This is a genomic window from Kyrpidia spormannii, from assembly GCF_002804065.1.
Taxonomy (GTDB): domain Bacteria; phylum Bacillota; class Bacilli; order Kyrpidiales; family Kyrpidiaceae; genus Kyrpidia; species Kyrpidia spormannii.
Genome location: NZ_CP024955.1, coordinates 83,678 through 101,233, shown reverse-complemented (window position 1 = coordinate 101,233; position 17,556 = coordinate 83,678). Strand labels below are relative to the sequence as shown.

18 protein-coding genes are annotated in these 17,556 nt (G+C 58.1%); 2 read left to right on the top strand and 16 right to left on the bottom strand.

Translation table 11 applies throughout. The features are described from left to right. Nucleotides 1-47: 47 nt before the first annotated feature. The 16 genes from dusB to spoIIE all read right to left on the bottom strand — a co-directional run bounded on the left by dusB (nucleotide 48) and on the right by spoIIE (nucleotide 16,602). On the bottom strand, nucleotides 48-1,043 hold the full coding sequence (dusB, locus tag CVV65_RS00565; protein WP_100666516.1) for a tRNA dihydrouridine synthase DusB: 996 nt from the start codon (nucleotides 1,041-1,043) through the stop codon (nucleotides 48-50). Continuing rightward, complete coding sequence (locus tag CVV65_RS00560) at nucleotides 1,040-1,264, bottom strand: helix-turn-helix domain-containing protein (protein ID WP_100666515.1); 225 nt, start codon at nucleotides 1,262-1,264, stop codon at nucleotides 1,040-1,042. Before CVV65_RS00560 ends, dusB begins: the two co-directional genes overlap by 4 nt. Then, nucleotides 1,219-1,758 (bottom strand): 2-amino-4-hydroxy-6-hydroxymethyldihydropteridine diphosphokinase, encoded by a 540-nt coding sequence (gene folK / locus CVV65_RS00555; protein ID WP_133121176.1) that lies wholly within the window; start codon nucleotides 1,756-1,758, stop codon nucleotides 1,219-1,221. The genes CVV65_RS00560 and folK overlap by 46 nt, the downstream gene beginning before the upstream one ends. Then, entirely contained in the window at nucleotides 1,733-2,098 is a 366-nt protein-coding gene (gene folB / locus CVV65_RS00550; protein ID WP_100666513.1) for a dihydroneopterin aldolase, read from the bottom strand. Before folB ends, folK begins: the two co-directional genes overlap by 26 nt. 1 nt (nucleotide 2,099) lies before the next feature. Then, nucleotides 2,100-3,281, bottom strand: coding sequence for a dihydropteroate synthase (gene folP, locus CVV65_RS17025; RefSeq protein ID WP_232796663.1), 1,182 nt, complete (start codon nucleotides 3,279-3,281; stop codon nucleotides 2,100-2,102). 13 nt (nucleotides 3,282-3,294) lie between these two features. Then, on the bottom strand, nucleotides 3,295-4,215 hold the full coding sequence (gene hslO / locus CVV65_RS00540) for an Hsp33 family molecular chaperone HslO (protein ID WP_100666512.1): 921 nt from the start codon (nucleotides 4,213-4,215) through the stop codon (nucleotides 3,295-3,297). A gap of 3 nt (nucleotides 4,216-4,218) precedes the next feature. Next, entirely contained in the window at nucleotides 4,219-4,983 is a 765-nt protein-coding gene (locus CVV65_RS00535) for a type III pantothenate kinase (protein WP_013074173.1), read from the bottom strand. Between the two features lie 21 nt (nucleotides 4,984-5,004). After that, the gene (nadC, locus tag CVV65_RS00530) at nucleotides 5,005-5,886 is read right to left on the bottom strand and encodes a carboxylating nicotinate-nucleotide diphosphorylase (protein WP_100666511.1); all 882 of its coding nucleotides are present in this window, start codon (nucleotides 5,884-5,886) and stop codon (nucleotides 5,005-5,007) included. Continuing rightward, nucleotides 5,887-7,545 (bottom strand): L-aspartate oxidase, encoded by a 1,659-nt coding sequence (gene nadB, locus CVV65_RS00525; protein ID WP_100666510.1) that lies wholly within the window; start codon nucleotides 7,543-7,545, stop codon nucleotides 5,887-5,889. A gap of 29 nt (nucleotides 7,546-7,574) precedes the next feature. Next, nucleotides 7,575-8,660, bottom strand: a complete 1,086-nt coding sequence (locus CVV65_RS00520) for an HD-GYP domain-containing protein (RefSeq protein ID WP_100666509.1) — start codon at nucleotides 8,658-8,660, stop codon at nucleotides 7,575-7,577. 75 nt (nucleotides 8,661-8,735) lie between these two features. After that, nucleotides 8,736-10,682, bottom strand: a complete 1,947-nt coding sequence (gene ftsH / locus CVV65_RS00515; RefSeq protein ID WP_100666508.1) for an ATP-dependent zinc metalloprotease FtsH — start codon at nucleotides 10,680-10,682, stop codon at nucleotides 8,736-8,738. Nucleotides 10,683-10,756: 74 nt separating this feature from the next. Beyond that, the gene (gene hpt / locus CVV65_RS00510; protein ID WP_100669073.1) at nucleotides 10,757-11,314 is read right to left on the bottom strand and encodes a hypoxanthine phosphoribosyltransferase; all 558 of its coding nucleotides are present in this window, start codon (nucleotides 11,312-11,314) and stop codon (nucleotides 10,757-10,759) included. Beyond that, on the bottom strand, nucleotides 11,314-12,810 hold the full coding sequence (tilS, locus tag CVV65_RS00505; RefSeq protein ID WP_100666507.1) for a tRNA lysidine(34) synthetase TilS: 1,497 nt from the start codon (nucleotides 12,808-12,810) through the stop codon (nucleotides 11,314-11,316). Before tilS ends, hpt begins: the two co-directional genes overlap by 1 nt. Further along, nucleotides 12,791-13,243 carry a threonine/serine exporter family protein gene (locus tag CVV65_RS00500; RefSeq protein ID WP_100666506.1) on the bottom strand — a complete coding sequence of 151 codons (453 nt, stop codon included), beginning with the start codon at nucleotides 13,241-13,243 and terminating at the stop codon, nucleotides 12,791-12,793. The genes tilS and CVV65_RS00500 overlap by 20 nt, the downstream gene beginning before the upstream one ends. After that, nucleotides 13,240-13,986 carry a threonine/serine exporter family protein gene (locus CVV65_RS00495; protein WP_157935325.1) on the bottom strand — a complete coding sequence of 249 codons (747 nt, stop codon included), beginning with the start codon at nucleotides 13,984-13,986 and terminating at the stop codon, nucleotides 13,240-13,242. The genes CVV65_RS00500 and CVV65_RS00495 overlap by 4 nt, the downstream gene beginning before the upstream one ends. A gap of 111 nt (nucleotides 13,987-14,097) precedes the next feature. Then, entirely contained in the window at nucleotides 14,098-16,602 is a 2,505-nt protein-coding gene (gene spoIIE / locus CVV65_RS00490) for a stage II sporulation protein E (protein WP_100666504.1), read from the bottom strand. A 241-nt stretch (nucleotides 16,603-16,843) separates the two neighbouring features. On the opposite strand from spoIIE, the gene CVV65_RS00485 reads away from it, so the two are divergent. Next, complete coding sequence (locus CVV65_RS00485; protein ID WP_269148830.1) at nucleotides 16,844-17,362, top strand: deoxycytidylate deaminase; 519 nt, start codon at nucleotides 16,844-16,846, stop codon at nucleotides 17,360-17,362. 64 nt (nucleotides 17,363-17,426) lie between these two features. After that, nucleotides 17,427-17,546 (top strand): cortex morphogenetic protein CmpA, encoded by a 120-nt coding sequence (gene cmpA, locus CVV65_RS00480; RefSeq protein WP_013074162.1) that lies wholly within the window; start codon nucleotides 17,427-17,429, stop codon nucleotides 17,544-17,546. The last annotated feature ends 10 nt before the right edge of the window (nucleotides 17,547-17,556 follow it).

The window sequence follows — 17,556 nt, the reverse complement described above, 5'->3', positions numbered from 1 at the left end:
CAATCTGACCGCCCTAGTATGTACCGGGCCGGGCAGCGGCATACCCGTCAGCCGACCCGGCGGGTCAATCGTTCGGCATATCCTTCTAACAAACTCCTCATCTGCTCTTCGGTTTCTGCCTCGTTTAACTGCTGACGCATCGATGCCGCGTCCGGCAGCCCCTTGATATACCAGCCAGCATGCTTTCTCATTTCGCGGACGCCGATCCAAGGCCCCTTTTCTGCCACCAGCAACTCCAGATGTCGAAGACACACTCGAATCCTTTCATCAACGCCTGGTGAGGGGAGCTTCTGCCCCGTTTTGAGATAATGCACCGTTTCTCGGAAAATCCAGGGATTGCCGAGAGCGCCCCGGCCGATCATGACACCGTCGCAGCCAGTTTCCTGTAGCATTTGCACGGCCGCTTCCGGGGTAGATACGTCTCCATTTCCGATAACAGGAATTCGCACCGCCTCTTTGACCTGCCGAATGATCGACCAATCGGCGTGACCGCTATACATCTGTTTAGCCGTTCGCCCGTGAACCGTGACAGCTTTTGCACCGGCTTCCTCCACGGCCAGGGCAACCTCCAACGCGTTGACATGGTCGTCATCCCAGCCTTTACGGAACTTTACCGTTACTGGTTTGTCCACCGTCTGCACAACCGCTCGTACGATTCGAGCGGCATAGTCCGGGTCCCGGGCCAACGCCGCGCCGGAACCGTTCTTATAAATCTTCAACACAGGACAACCCATGTTAATGTCGATCACATCCGCGTTGGTGGCGGTCCCTACAGTCTCGGCGGCCCGCACCATAGAATCCAGGTCGCTCCCCACCAGCTGGAGGCTCACGGGATGCTCGTCTGGCAAAATATGGAGCATGCGCAACGTTTTCGCATTCGCATTCACGATCCCTTTGGTTGCCACCATTTCAGCACAGACCATCCCCGCCCCCATTTCTTTCGCCAGAATGCGAAAGGCGGGATTGGAAACCCCGGCCATGGGAGCAAGAATCACATTGTTGTCCAACTGCACATCGCCAATGCGGAGATCAGTTTTGATCAAACGGTATCACCTCCACCCTGGATGCCGCCGACTAACTCCTGTTCGTCGATCCCCAAGGCTTCCCCGATGGCCCGCAACACATGCGGCGACGGGGTTTTGGCCCCCCGCTCGATAGCGCCCAGGACCGCAACCGAGAGATGAATCCGATCTGCCAACTCTCGCTGGGTGAGATTCTTCAGTTTTCGAAAGGCGCGTATTCTCCTTCCCAACCGATTTTCCATCGGCGAATCCCACCCTTCTTGCGGGCCTGTTCAGCAATCTCCGCCATCGTTTGCCCGAGCACAGGATGGCGGAGTTCGGGAGCCAACTCTGCCATGGGAACCATCACGAAAATGCGATCGTGCATCCGGGGATGAGGAATCTGTAACTCCGGCGTGTTCACCACTAGGTTATCGAACAAAAGGATATCGATGTCAATGGTTCGGGGGCCCCATCGGATTGTTCGAGTCCTGCCGAGTCGGGTTTCCGTGTCCCGGGCGACTTGGTGAACAACTTGCAAAGGGGCCGCCGTCCGCAAAAACAGACAGGCATTCAAGAATAACGGCTGGTGTTCGACCCCAACGGGATCGGTCTCATAAAGAGAAGAGAGCTTCATGCGAATCGGTTCAAGACCTCGTTGTAAACCAGTCACGGCCTGGCGGAGGCACGTCTCCCGATCGCCAAGGTTTGCCCCGAGCCCGAGGTACACGTCATGCATCGTTTCGGAAGCGTTCAATCTCCACCGCCACCCCCTGCATCGTGCCGGGAAAAGGCGGAGATGGTTTCACAAGTTTTACCCGTACGCCTTCCACCGGCCAACGCATCAACAGGGCGTCGGCGATTCGCTCGGCAACCGCTTCTAACAAGCGGTATTTTTTTCCTTCCACCGTCTCCCGGATCACCCGGTAAATCTCTGCATAATCCAGTGTATCACGAAGATCATCAGACTGTCCCGCAGCCCGCGTAGAAAAATGTAAGTGTACGTCTGCGATAAATCTCTGCCCCAGAACCTGTTCCTCGGGGAACACGCCGTGGTAAGCGTAAAATTCCATCCCGAGCAGGCTGATTGCGTCCACTTCACGCCCCCCTTCCGATCATGGCCTCGGTCATGCGAACGGTCTGCACCATCTCCGGTACATCGTGAACGCGAACGATATCCATGCCTAAGGCAACGCCTAAGGCCACCGTTGCGGCGGTTCCCTCCACCCGACGGTCAACGGGCAAATTGAGCGTCCGACCGATCATCGATTTTCGCGATGTCCCGAGGAGAACGGGATAACCCAGAGCCCGGACATCCCGCAGACGCCGCATGATGAGCAGATTTTGCTCATAAGTCTTTGCGAATCCGATGCCGGGATCGAGAATAATCTGTTCCTCCCGTACACCCGCTCGCCTCGCCAACTGCACCGACTCCCACAGGTCCTGTAGGAGCGTCCCAATGGGGTCGCGCTCCACAGGCGCCTGTCGATTATGCATCACAATCACGGGAACGCCGAGGCGCGCCACCAGCGGGGCCATTCGCGGATCCCGCTTCAGCCCCCAGACGTCGTTCACCACGTGCGCCCCCTCCCGAATCGCGGCCTCGGCTACCTGGGCTTTGTACGTATCGACAGAAATCGGCACATCAAGTTCCCGGGCCACCGCCCGTACCACTGGCAACAGACGCCGCAATTCCTCCTCGGCGCTAACCGGCGAATGGCCGGGGCGAGTCGACTCCGCGCCGATATCGATGATGTCCGCCCCCTGAGCCACCATTTCCCGGGCGTGGGCCAAAGCCCTTTCCAGGTCGTTGAACCGCCCCCCGTCCGAAAAGGAATCCGGAGTGACATTGAGGATCCCCATGACGAGGGTACGCTCCCAACCCCAGGTCCAAGGTCCCACTGTCAACGGTTTTCGCGCTCTTTCCGACCGTTGCACAGCGTCCCGCAGAGCGGTGCCGACCTCGGCCGCCCCTGGGTCTCCCGGTGTTTCTAAAAGACGATCCGCCGCCTGGAAGAGCTGTTCCTTAGCCGCTGTCACAATCCAGTGGCGACGGCCGGCGCTCACCTGGCACCCGGTCTCGGAAAAAATCCCCAATAGCCGTACATCGGATTCCACCCCATCTTCCCAGTCCAAACGTACCTGCAGGGGAAATAGACTTGTTAGTCCCCCGGTTGCCGGCGTGTCCACGGGATCATCCCCGATTAGCCGCCACTCCTCTCGCCACAACTCCGGGGTGTCGAGGTAAACCACCCAAGCTCCGCGAACCTTCCCCCCCACTGCCTATCGCCTCCTACACCGATCGTCCTTCGTCCAAAGCCCGAAGTGCTTCACAACTAAACCGGTACACCTTCCCACAAAACTGGCACCGAACTTCGGCGCCGCCTTGTTCCTGGCAAAGGGATTCTCGCTCTTCCTTGCCCAGAGCCACCAAAATCCTTTCGATCCGTTGTCGAGAACACCTGCACCGAAACGCAACGGGTACCCGATCGAGAACCCGGACATCCGGGACCACATGCGCCAACAGCTCTTCGGGAGTCACACCCCGGTCCAACATCGCGGTCACCGATGGGATACTGGTCAGCGCCCCTTCCAGATCGGTGGTTTCCTCTTCAGACAGGCCCGGAAATGACTGGATGATAAATCCGCCGGCCTGTTTGACCCTTCCATGTGTATCCACCAACACCCCTACGCCCACCGAGGATGGCAATTGCTCTGAAACCGCGAAGTAATACGCGAAATCCTCCCCGAGCTCGCCAGACACGAGAGGGACACTACCTCGATAAGGCTCCCCGAACCCTAAATCTTTTACGACATAGAGAGCCCCTTTTCCTACGGCACCTGCGACATCAAGTTTTCCTTGATCGTTCAACGGGAGATCCACATTTGGGTGATCCGCGAAGCCCCGAACCCGGCCTGCCGCGTCAGCATCCACAACGATGGTTCCGACGGGGCCGTCTCCCATGACTTGAACAGTGAGACGCTGATCTCCTTTCAACATGGCCCCTATCATCGCGCCGACGGTGGCTGCCCGGCCCAAGGCAGCTGTCACCACGGGCCAAGTGCCGTGGCGGCGCCTCAATTCTTCCACCAATTCCGTCGTCCTGGCTGCATAAGCGCGCACTTTGCCAGAACGGGCCACTGCACGGACTATGTAGTCATGCAAAGTCTTCCCTCCCGAATGTCGATCCCGGTTCTCGCGCCGATGACCCATCGGTCAGCGATTTCGTTCCCAAATGATCCGCAAGCCATGAAGGGTTAAATAAGGGTTAACCTCTTCGATGGTTTCCGATTCCGAACTGATCAACTCGGCCAGGCCTCCAGTCGCGATGACGCGAAAAGGCAGGCCCAGCTCCCGGCGAATCCGCGTTACGAGCCCGTCCACTTGGCCCACAAATCCGTAGATGACGCCGGACTGCATCATGTCGATGGTATTGCGGCCCAAAACGTGATCGGGCTTGACCAACTCGATCCGGGGCAGCTTCGCGGCCCTCTGAAATAAAGCTTCCACCGAGATCGCGATACCTGGAGCGATCGGCCCGCCCAAATATTCTCCCCGTTCATTCACTACGTCAAAGGTGGTGGCCGTTCCAAAATCGACGATCACCAGAGGCGGCCCGTAAAGCTCGATGGCGCCCACGCAATTGACGATGCGATCCGCCCCCACTTCTTTGGGATTTTCGATCTTGATCGGAAGGCCAGTGCGAATCCCCGGACCTATGATTAACGGTTTTTTGTGAAAATATTTTTTCGACATGCGATCCAAGGCCAGCATCAATGGGGGGACCACGGAGGAAATCACGACGCCGTCAATATCCGATACGGACACGCCCTGATCGGCGAATAAGCTTTTAATCATCATGCCCAGTTCATCTTCCGTTTTTTCCCGGGCAGTGGCCATGCGCCAGTGATAAAGAAGATCGCGACCCTTATAGACACCCAGCACAATATTGGTGTTCCCTACATCCATCGTCAATAACATGGCTACCCCTCATTCCACCGTTCATTCGGACGCCGATGACTGGCCCTCCTCAGCTTCGCTGGGAACCAGATCGAGATCGAGAGAAATATCCAGGGCGGTCGATGAATGGGTCAAAGCCCCGACCGATATGTAATCAACACCCGTTTTCGCGATGTCTACCACGTTTTCCTCTGTTACCCCACCGGATGCTTCGACCACCGCCCGGCCATTGATGCGCTCCACCGCTTCCTTCATCTGCTCCACCGTCATGTTGTCCAACATGATAATGTCCGCTTTGACTTCCAGTGCCTCGTCAATTTGCTCGAAGGTTTCCACCTCGACCTCGATCTTCATGGTATGGGGAGCCCCGCGTCTGACGGCCATGATCGCTTGTTTGACGCCTCCGGCCACAGCAATGTGATTATCTTTGATGAGCACGGCATCAAAGAGACCAAAGCGGTGATTATACCCTCCGCCCACCCGCACGGCATACTTTTCCAACGCGCGGAGGCCCGGAGTCGTCTTGCGAGTGTCCGTAATCCTCGCATGATAATACCGGACCGACTCCACGAATTTGGCCGTTTTGGTGGCAATCCCCGAAAGCCTTTGCAGGAAGTTCAGTGCCACCCGCTCCCCCGTCAGAATGGAGGAAGCTCGCCCTTCAACCACGGCGACGATCTGTCCGGGGCCCACGGACTCTCCTTCCCGCAGCGATTCTTGGAAGGTGACTTCGGGATCGAGAATCTCAAAAACCTGACGGGCCACGGGCAAACCCGCGATCACACCCGAACTCTTTGCCCGAAACGTACCCCGGGCTCGAGCCCCTGCAGGAACAACATGACGCGTTGTGACATCTCCGTGTCCAACATCCTCCCGGAGGGCTCGCTTCACCACCTCCAGGATTTCTTCCTTATCCAGTTCCATCTATCTGTCCACCTCCCGGATGTAGGCACCTCGATCCCGAGAAAACACGAGATGAGCTCGCCACTCGGTATCGTTCGTCTCCGGGAAATCATGCCGATAGTGTGCTCCCCGAGACTCCTTGCGCAACTGTGCCGCTTCAACCACTAGAAACGCGGTGGTCAGCAGGTTGACCCATTCCGCCTCGGCACGATTTCGAACCGGGTAAACCAAAGACGGCAGCCACCGGCCAAGCCCTGATAAGGCCCGAGCGATGGAGTCCCCGGACCGAAAGACACCGACCTCTTTCATCATCAGCCTTTGTAGCTCCCGGCGAAACGATTCAATGGCCCCTGGCACCCGCGGATCAGGTAGGCTGCGAATAGACGAGGGGTACCCCTCATCTGCGACTTCCGGTCCGTTCAGCGACAAGGAGCGCCGGCGGCGGAACCCTTCTTGCCGAGCCCGCTCTGCAGCGCGTCGGGCGAAGACGGCTCCCTCGATCAGGGAGTTGCTGGCCAATCGATTCGCTCCCTGAACACCGGTGGAGGCCGTTTCGCCGACAGCAAAAAGCCCAGGAATCGTCGTCCGCCCGTCTAAATCGGTCACCACGCCGCCCATCATGTAGTGGGCGGCAGGCGCTACCGGAATCCAATCCCTGGCCATGTCTACTCCTTGGCCCAGTAAAAAATCGTAGATATTCGGGAACCGATCCCTCAGCCACTCCGCGGGCCGATGGGTCATATCAAGGTACACCCTCGATTCTTCTCCCTGGTTTAACTCTTTGGCAATCGCCCTCGCCACCACATCCCTCGGCGCCAACTCGCGCTGTGGGTGATTTTCTAGAAAACGATGTCCGTCCCGATTGCGCAACACCGCTCCCTCTCCCCGCAAAGCCTCCGACAAAAGGAAGGCGGGAGCACCTTCACCTGCATAAGCCGTGGGGTGGAACTGGACAAATTCGAGATCCCTCACCTCGGCGCCGGCGCGGTAGGCCAGGGCGATCCCGTCCCCTGTAGCCCCTGCAGGGTTTGTGGTCCGGGCGAACAATTGACCCGCTCCCCCGGTGGCCAAGATGGTGGCCGCGCCCACGAAAACGTGCCAAACCGTTTCCCGGCCATCCTCCTGAACTGCGACCGCCCCGACGCAACGCCCGCCCACCGTCAAGAGGTCGACAACCATCGTTTGTTCCCACAAGGTGATGTTCGGATGTCTACCAACCTGCCGCAGGAGCGCGGAAGCAATCCCTTTCCCCGTGGCGTCGCCCCCCGAGTGAAGTATCCGCCGACGACTGTGCGCCGCTTCCCGGGTTAAAGCATACTCCCCGTCCGATCGGTCAAAGGAGGCACCTTGCTCGATCAAGTCCCGGATGACAGAGGGCGCCTCTTCTACTAACGTCCGAACCGCCTCCGGTTCGTTGAGGCCGGCTCCGGCAGCCAGGGTATCCTGAGCATGTAAATCGGGAGAATCGTCGACGCCCACCGCGGCAGCAATGCCGCCCTGGGCGGCAAAGGTGTTACTGTCCTCCGGGGCGCCTTTGTATAGAACCGCCACTTTGCCCCAGGCGGCCAGCTTCAATGCCGCATATAACCCGGCGATCCCGGCACCGATCACCACAGCATCCACCTCATGGGCCGGGGCCTCTCTTGGATCCACGGATGCCACGTATCGGGGCACAACCATCCTTGCTCCCCCTCCGATGACTTCATTCATTAGCTGAATACATCGGCAACGACCACAGATAATTCCCGAATCAAATCCCGTTCAAAGGGCTGAGCCAATTCGCACCCCTCAGGATCGTAGAGGACACGAACTCGGGGCCGCTGGGGAAACCCTCGGGGAATCTCCGTTACGACGCCGACCTCTCCAGTGCTCAAACGCACAGTTTGTCCCACCGGATAGATCGCAACCTGCCGGACAAAAATCTTGACCAATTCACTGTCGTACCAGGTTCCACATCCCGCCATGATATATTCATAAGCCTCGTGGGGCAAGAACCCCGGGCGGTAGACCCGGTGTGATGTCATGGCATCGTAAACGTCTGCAATTGCCGCAATCCTTCCGAAAAGGTGCTGCTCATTCCCCTTCAGCCCCAGGGGATAGCCACTACCATCCATACGCTCGTGGTGCTGTAAGGCCACCTGGGCGCTCGGGATCGATATCGCATCCAGTCGCTGAAGAATTTCATATCCATAAGTCGTGTGACGCTTGACCAGGTCATATTCCTCACGGGTGAGTTCGGCGGGCTTATTCAAAATTTCTGGTGCGATACGGAGCTTCCCCACATCGTGAAGCAGAGCCCCAATTCCGAGATCCCGGAGCTGCCCATTGGTTAGCCCAGCCTCAATTCCCAATCCGATGGACAGAATGGCAACGTGCACTGAATGATGATAAAGAAAGCCGTCTGCGGTGTAGATATCTGCCACCTGTTGGAGAATCTCGGGATTCTCCCGCACCACTTCGACCAGATCATTCACCACACCGCGTATGGATGCCGCCTGTTTCTGCAGGACGAAACGCTTCGTTACTTCGTCCCCCTCGGTCAGGCGGTGCATGACCTCCCGCACCACCTCCACCGCCCGTCTCCGAAGTTCAGGGGCAAGGGGGTCACCAAATACCACGTCCGCTGTCCGAGCGTCTTCCAGATATAAGGCATACACTCCCAGTTCCTTTAACCTCCGAATCATCGTCGCCGTCATGGGCACCCCGACTCCCACGAGAACCCGTCCCTCCCCGTCATAAACAGGTCGGGCCAAGCAATCCCCTGGCACCAGACGATTCACTGACGTCAACCGCACAACCCGCTCCCCCTCACCCCGTCCCCAGCTTGTCCTTCAATATGACAAAGGGCGCCTCGGTCGGCACCCTACGCGTTACCCTTGGCGAGGCGGAGTCTTGTTTTCCTCGGCTGGCGCCTCCTCATGCGGAGATGCCGGATCCCCGCCGCCCTCCTGATCAGGATTGCGCGGTTGAATGGTTACGCGGACATCGGTTTTTTTATCGATGATCTGCCCGTGCTCCATCAACTGTTTAATTTCATCTTCATCCACTGTCTCCCGCTCCAGCAAGGTTTGCGCCAATAGTTCCAACTTGTCCCGATGCTCGCTGAGTACTTGTTCTGTCTGCCGATAGCATTCATCGATGATTCTGCGCATCTCTTTATCGATCTCATAGGCGATGGCATCGGAATAGTTTTGTTCATGAGCGATGTCCCGGCCGAGAAACACTTGCCCCTGCCGGTGTCCGAACTGCATCGGCCCCAACTTGTCACTCATGCCGAACTCAGTCACCATGCGACGGACAATTTCCGTGGCTTTTTCCAGGTCATTGTGTGCGCCAGTGCTGATCTCACCTAGCACCATCTGCTCGGCTACCCGCCCGCCGAGAAGACCCGACACCCGATCGAGAATCTCGGACCGGGTCATAAAATACCGGTCTTCCTTCGGCAACATCACGGTATACCCTCCGGCCATTCCCCGGGGGATAATGGTCACCTTGTGGACCGCATCGGCATTCTTGAGAAAATACCCGACAACCGCGTGGCCCGCTTCATGGTAAGCCACGATCTTTTTCTCCACCGGACTGATTACCCGGCTCCGCTTCTCGGGTCCGGCGATGACCCGGTCAATGGCATCCTCGACTTCGGTCATGTTAATGGTTTTTTTGCTGCGCCTCGCGGCCAACAGCGCAGCTTCATTTAACAGGTTCTCTAAATCCGCCCCGGTAAACCCCGGAGTCCGCCTTGCGATTACGTCGAGGGATACGTCGGGTCCCAGCGGTTTGTTGCGGGCATGCACCTTAAGAATCTGTTCCCGACCCTTCACATCCGGGCGATCCACAGTGATCTGGCGATCGAACCGTCCAGGTCGAAGCAAGGCAGGGTCGAGAATATCCGGACGGTTTGTAGCAGCTATGATAATGATCCCCTCGTGGCCGCTAAATCCGTCCATCTCGACGAGCAGTTGGTTTAAGGTCTGCTCCCGTTCATCGTGGCCTCCGCCAAGCCCCGCGCCACGGTGGCGGCCCACGGCGTCGATCTCGTCGATAAAGATAATGCATGGAGCATTTTTCTTCGCCGTCTCAAACAAGTCCCTGACCCGGGACGCGCCGACGCCCACGAACATCTCCACAAAATCGGATCCGCTGATACTAAAAAAAGGAACTCCCGCCTCCCCGGCCACCGCCCGGGCCAGCAGCGTTTTCCCCGTTCCCGGAGGCCCTACCAGGAGAATCCCCTTTGGGATTCGGGCACCTAAACTGGAGAAACGCCGCGGATCCTTCAAAAACTCCACAACCTCCTCCAACTCGGCCTTTTCCTCGTCGGCCCCCGCCACGTCATTAAAAGTGACTTTTTTCTTGTCGTCGGTAAACATCTTGGCCCGGGCTTTGCCAAAGTTCATCACCCGGGTCCCGCCACCCTGGGCTTGATTGAACAGGAAGAAAAACAGCACGAAGATCAACACAATCGGCACAATGGACGTCAAGAAGCTCAACCACACCGATTCTTTCTGTGGCGGATTGATCTTGATTTTCGCGCCGGTGCTGGTTGCCAATTTATTCAAATCCTGAACAAATTGATCACTAAACAACGTCCGGGAGGTGAAGGTCCGACCATCGGTCAACGTGCCTTGCACCCTGAGGGTGAGACCATCGGACGTCACATCCATGCTTTGAACGGAACCCTGTTGGACATACTTGATCAAATCGCTATATGTGATATCCTGCCGGTCTTGCTGGCCGGCAGTGAGGAAGTTAATGATGCCGACCGTCACCAAAAATATCAGCAAATAAAATGCGGCGCTCCGGAAGAATTTGTTCATTCCTGACCTCCTCTCGGCCACGGCGGAAACAATTGTACCATAGAGCCCCGGCCCTCTCAATCGAGAACCGGAGTTTATGTACGCGGCGTATCGGAGCCCCGGTACACATTCTCTTTTAAAATCCCCACATCCGGAAGATTACGGTAGCGCTCCGCATAATCGAGGCCGTAGCCGACAATGAACGCGTTGGGCACGGTGAACCCGCAATAGTCCGGCTCGATCGGGACCTGCCGCCGTCCGGGTTTATCAAAGAGTGCCGCAATCCTAACCGAGGCCGCGTTGCGCCGCACCAAAACGTCGCGGAGATAAGCCAAAGTGAGGCCGGTATCGACGATATCCTCGACAATCAGCACATGTCGGCCATCCACATCCCGATCCAAGTCTTTGAGAATACGTACGACCCCTGAAGATCGAGTCGATGTTCCATAACTAGAGATTGCAATAAAGTCTATCTCCAGGGGGATCGTCATGCGTTTGACCAGGTCGGACATGAACATGACCGCCCCTTTGAGAACGCCGACCAACAACGGAAACTTTCCCCGATACTCCGCCGTCAACTGTTCCCCCATGTTCCGAATCCGCGCCAAGATCTGTTCCTCCGTATAAAGAACGGTTTCCAGATCCTTCATCATCAGTTTTTCCTCGTTCTCCTGTGGACCCACTCTCGAATCTCCTCGTTTGTCCATGTTGCCTCCACGTGCAAAATCCGCTGGGTGTCCTTGGTAACCGGCCAATGGGCAGACCGGCGCCAGCCGATAATCCAGAGGATCTCCCGCCCCGCCGCCAGTAAAGGCCACCGGTCCCGCAACTCCCGGGGTACCTTGTCGTCAATCCATACGTCTTTGATTTTTTTCGTGCCTGCAAGACCAAAGGGTGCAAACCGGTCCCCCGGAAGTCTCGATCGAATGAAAAGCGGGCGTCCCTCCATCCTCTCCCAATCAAAATCAGCCACGGCGGGAGTTGACGGTCCGACGCCCGGATCGTTTGCCGCTTCAGCCCTTGCCCGCAGCTCCCACTCCTGCCGGGAGACCACGGTTGCATCGATCGTCACGCCCAGGATCGGGCAAGAGGTACGCCCCGGCACCGACAACGGGATGGGGGATGCACCCAAAGGGCCAACCCCGATGGGGCGGCCTTCCTCGCCGAATCGGTCGAACACCAACTCGTCGTACACACGCCGTGCCCGCCAACCACCGGACAACCGCAACTCACTTCCCGAGCGGCCGTGAAGGGCCAAGTTTCGCAGAGCTTCCACCTGAATCGCTCCCCACCCGGGCAACCGCTCAGAGGGATAATCTAATATTAGTGTAAGGACCCGGCGTTGTAAAGCCGCTGGCAGGTCGGAAAACCGCGGGATATCGATTCGATAATTCCCTGATCCCACCCTTACACACCGGTCTCGGGCCTCCAGGGCCATCGAGGTGAGTACCGCTTCATCTTCCTGTATCATCTGAGCCAAACGCGCCAAATGGTCTTTTACCCGGGGCTGATAATCCGTTTCGAGGAGAGGAATCAATTGCAGGCGGATTTTGTTGCGCAGATACTTCGTGGACCAATTCGAAGGATCCTCGCGATAAGGAATCCCGTGATCCGCTGCATAGGCGACCAGCTCCGCCTTCGTCACCTTGAGGAAAGGGCGCAGCCACCACAAATCCCCCGACCGCCGAACCTCGTTCATCCCCCCCAGACCCGTGGGTGAGGCGCCGCGAAGAAGTCGAAGCAATACCGTTTCCGCTTGATCATCCTGATGGTGGGCTAAAACCACCGCCTCAGCCCCTGCCGCCCGGGCGCACTGGGTCAACGCCTCATATCTCAACGCGCGCGCCGCCGCTTGGGGGGATTCGCCCGTTTCTCGAATTCGACCCGGAACATCCACGGCAACCCCGTGAAACGTCAAGCCCCGCCGGACTGCCTCAGCCTCGACAAACCGCTGTTCATCCTCGGATTCCGGCCGCATGCGGTGATCCACGTGGCACACCACCACACTGAATCCGAGGGCGCCGGACAACTGGCCGATTAAATCCATGGCGACCATGGAATCGACGCCCCCGGATACGGCCACCACCACCCGGCGAAGCGTTGGGAGCTCCCGATGCCTGTCAAACCAATCAATGAGCTTGTCGATCACGGGCTCGCCTCCCCAGCCCCCGAACCGCTGTGCCTGCGAATACCAGCCCAGCCGCGATGGCGCCGGCTAAAAACCCGGTCATGGTCCCGTCGGCTAGACCTTGCTGGTAATCCCCCGTTACAAAATCCCGCATAGTGGCGAAGGCGGTGATCCCAGGAACCAACGGAATGATGCCGCTTAGTTGAAACAACGTCGCAGGCATCCTCATCCGCCTGGCAAGCCCTTCCGCCAAAAATGCGGAACTGAGAGCCCCTGCAAAAGTTGACGCCACGGGGCCGATCCCCGCTGCTGACCCAATGCTGTAAACCGTCCAGGCCAGGGCACCGGCAAGGCCCGCCGGGAACAGCGCCCGAAGTGGAACGCCCGACAGTACAGCATAGCTCACCGTGGAAAGGAAACTCGCCAGCACCCCGGCCGCCGTTGGCCCCGTCATAATACGACCCCCAGTACTAACCCCACCGCCATGGCAATAGCCACTGCCGTAAGCAGCGCCTCGGTTCCCCGGGCCATGCCTGACAAGAGGTCCCCGGATAATAGATCTCGAATAGCCGTGGTCACCGCCACACCCGGAACCAGAGGGATGGTGGCGCCCACCACGATTTGACCGACCCGGCCCGGGCCGCCATCGAGAAACGCGGCTCCAACCCCGGCGGAGGAACCGATCATCGCACCCAGAAAAACGCGCAAAAAGTTGCCTCCCTGTCCCCTTGTGTTCCATTGGGAAACCAAATGGGCCACAACCCCGCCCAGGGCCGATGGAAGCAAAACGCGCCAGTTCCCGGACATGAGAAAGCCATAGGAACCGGCGGAGACAAAAGCGGCCGCTGCCCGGAGCAGCGGGTGATAGAGGGGGCGTCGGTTCTCCAAGGCCGTCAACCGCTCCTGAATCTCAGATAACGACAGTTCCCCGCGAACGAACTGGCGAGACAGGTGATTCACTTCTGTCACCCGCTGCAGATCGGTACCCACCTGATGTACCCGGGTCAGGCGAGTCAAGGACGTCCCATCTTTTTCGAGGCAAATAAAAATTCCGGTGAGGGTGACAAAGGTGTCCACCCGGTCCACCCCCGCCGCCCGGGCCAGACGAGCAATCGTCTCCTCCACCCGGGATGTTTCCGCCCCGCTTCGTAAAAGAATGGACCCCGCCTGTAAACAGACGGCCATAATATGCTCCACGTGGTTCCCTTCCCGTCTCCTCGGTATCCCCGCTTTTATTGTACACGGGAGGGCCGTCAGAACAAAAGTCGTACCGGTACCGTTTTTGCTCCGAGATCTTTCCATCTGGGACTACCCGCTCACCCCCACCACCCGGCGATCATCGGTCGGTCGCTTGGGACGGCGCAATTTTGGCACCCCGGGAAGATGGATCGTGGCCCATTCCGGTTCCGCGGGGTCGATTCGCGCCACCACCACGGTGGTATCGTCCGGAACTTCCCCCCGATTCATCCGAACCGCCATCTCCACCAAAAGGTCGGCCACCTCCTGGGGATCCCGGGACTCGATCCGCGCAATTTGCCGCAAGAGCCATGCCTCCCGTTCTTCCGTGTGCCGGGCAGCTTCGAAGACGCCGTCGGAGACCATGATCAACAGATCTCCCGGTTTTAGCGTCTCTTCGATCGCGTCGAAAGATAGGTTGTCGAGAATCCCGATCGGCAATCCCCGACCCTGGATCACAAAGACGTCGCCATCTCGCTTGACAAAGCTGGGAACCGCACCGATCTTGAGAAATTCGGTTCGAGCCGTAAACAAATCCACCAAGGCCAGGTCTAAAGTTGCGTACATCTCGTCCTTCGACCGGAGCATCAGTACGTCATTCACCGTACGGACGGACAGTTGCTCATCAAACCCCGCTTTTAACAATTGTTCCAGCATGCCAACCGCAGCTTTGGACTCCGCCTGGGCGCGCTCCCCGTTCCCCATACCGTCACTGATCGCCACCGCGAACTTGCCGTTGCCGACATCGAGCAGGGTATAAGAATCGCCGGACAGAGTGGCACCACCCTTGGCCGCAGAGGCCACCCCGGCCCGGATCGCGAAAGATTTTGAAGAGGTGAACGACACGGTGCACGGTCCCTCCCCCCGGCTGCAGTGGATCCGCTCCACGGAAATCGGTTCGCCCACGATATCGGACAACAGAGGGGCAATCAATTTGGCTGATTCTTCATGGCCGGTGCACATCGCTTGGGTGATCTCAATGCTCACCTTCCCTTCTTCGAGACTGATGATATCCACTTGTTGAATGTGCAGGCCAATGTGTTCCAATGCCGCCAGGACATGCTCCTCTTGCTCCGATGCCGTGTTCACCTCCCGCTGAATCTCAGCGGCTAAATTGGTCATGATTTGAGAAACACCTTCAAGCTGGGCTCCCACCAATTCCCGGCTTTCCCGGATTTGTCGGTTCCAGAAGGCATCCCGGCGAATGACCTCAAGGGACTGCCAAAGGGCAGGAATCATGCGCTCCATTCGAATACAGCGTCTCCGAAGATCATCGGGTGCATCCCGGGACTGGATCGGCCCATCGATGTCCATAAGGGCGATCGCATCCGCCATTGCCCGATATGTCGCATAAAAGTCCCGTTCCCAGCAGACGTTGCGCCGGGCACAGGAGGCGCAAACCATCCTCGCCGATCGTTCCACCGCTTCGTTGAGCAGATCCTCCGGCTCCCGGGTGGACCGCTCGGCCCCACGGAAGGCCTGTCCCAGTTCATCAAACACCTCTGAAACCTCCCGGATTCGGGCGGCCATCATGTCCCGAGCCCGCCGCACGTAGTCTTGGCGGACCCCGGCATACTCCCGAGTTCCAGGGGTAAACCGGGCAGCATAGTCGATCCAGGCACTCGGAGTCAAGGCGAACAGGAGGAAAGCGGCCACGGTCTCCTGCAACCCCAGAGACACCTGATGCCAATCCGAGGAGTAGGCGGTCAGCAGAATGGACCCGATCATCGCCCCCAGACCGACGCCAATTTTTTTGCCTTCTTGGAGCAGGCCGGCCAGCAATCCGGAAAAGGCGAGGACCCCGATTTCGTAGATCGACGCCATATTCCCCAAAGTCATGAGGATCCCGGTGACTACGCCCACGGCCGCCCCGAGCCCACTTCCTCCGATCACGGCGAAGATCAGGAGCAAGTACCGGCTGAGAACGGCGTCAAGAGACACCCCGTGAACCGCAATCCCCTGCATACCGGTCAACACCGATCCAAACAGGATCACGAGGCACAGAATCTCCTCCGCCCGTAAAGGCCGCACCCGGGCCCGGTGGCTCAGGACCGGGATGGCCTGCAGGAAAATCATGCTGAGGATCCCCGCGAGCACGGCGTCCAATCCCACCACCGCCCAGGTAAAGGGGTTCCCTCCTCCTGCAATGGCCGCGTCCAATCCTTTGACCAGGATGTCAGTTCCAATGACGGCCACGGGCACTTCCACCGAACCCAGACGTTGCCGACGGGACAGCCACCCAAAAACCATGCGGTACGCCGTCAACGTGGTCAACACGACAAACACTCGATGCGGATCCTCTGAAACCGTGGCCACCCCCGCCAAAGTACTGAGAAACACCAGAGGGGCAGCCGTTCTGCGACTTCCCAGGACTACAGCGTAATAGGCCAGGGAAAAAGGAGACAAAAGGCCGACAATCCATGCCCGGCCAAGAAAGAACCCAATCGCGGCCAGCAGGATGCGAATGCCCCACACCAGAGAAAAATGCTGACTCATTCGCCTGGACCGGTCGACGATCCCCTTAACCCAATTTGCGCCCCAGCGCACCCGGCGATCGTTCACCATTTGCTTTGCCATCCTCTCCACCACCCGTTGTTAGAGTAGGGTCATTATAGGACAAGCCGGAGCAAGAAGGGTGTCAAACCGCGTCGGCGCCAATGAAAAAAGTTCCGACATTTTCCTCGACAGGTCCCGTTATTTCGCGCCGAGTTTTGCCGTTTCCTTCGACAATCCGGGAACACGTGATTTCACTGCCTCGACACGACCGGCTCAATTCCGGTAAAATGAAGGAGAAATGAAAGAGAAAGAGGGCCGCACCGTGCGACACCAATCGTCACATTCGCGTAAATCGTGGGATTGTTATTTTATGGATATCGCTTACATGGCGGCCACCCGAGCGACGTGCCCCCGACGACAAGTGGGGGCCGTCCTGGTTCAGGACCGCAAATTAATGGGGAGTGCCTATAACGGGGCACCAGCAGGGGTAACAGATTGCTACGAGGGAGGATGTCTGCTGGTAGACGTTTATGAGAAGAACCCGGCAGGCGAAATCGTTCAGAAGCAACACTGCATCCGCACGATTCACGCCGAACAGAACCTTATTCTCTTCACCGACCGCGCTCAGCGCCTCGGATCTACGGTGTATGTCACCGATTCGCCTTGCTGGACCTGTGCCAACATGTTGGCCAACAGCGGCATTGCCGAAATCGTGTACCATCGCCCCTATGAAAAGGACCTGGAGAAGGTCTCCCGCCTTCTCCAGGAAAAAGGAATCGGATTCCGCCGGCTGGAAACTTATCAACCTCCCCGTGTCCATTTCGAAAGGATTGGCGACTGACAGGCTCCCTCCCGGAAGCCCCGGCGTATATATGCAGGTAAGACCAGCCCGGGGAGGGATTCCAATGCCCAGTTGGCTGCGCAATCAACTGGCAAAAGCGTTCCGGGAGAAAGACAAGCGGTCAGTGATCATGCTCAACCGAGTGTTTTATAAATACCGGGCCCATCTTGAAGCAGACCCGTGAGCCCTGGACG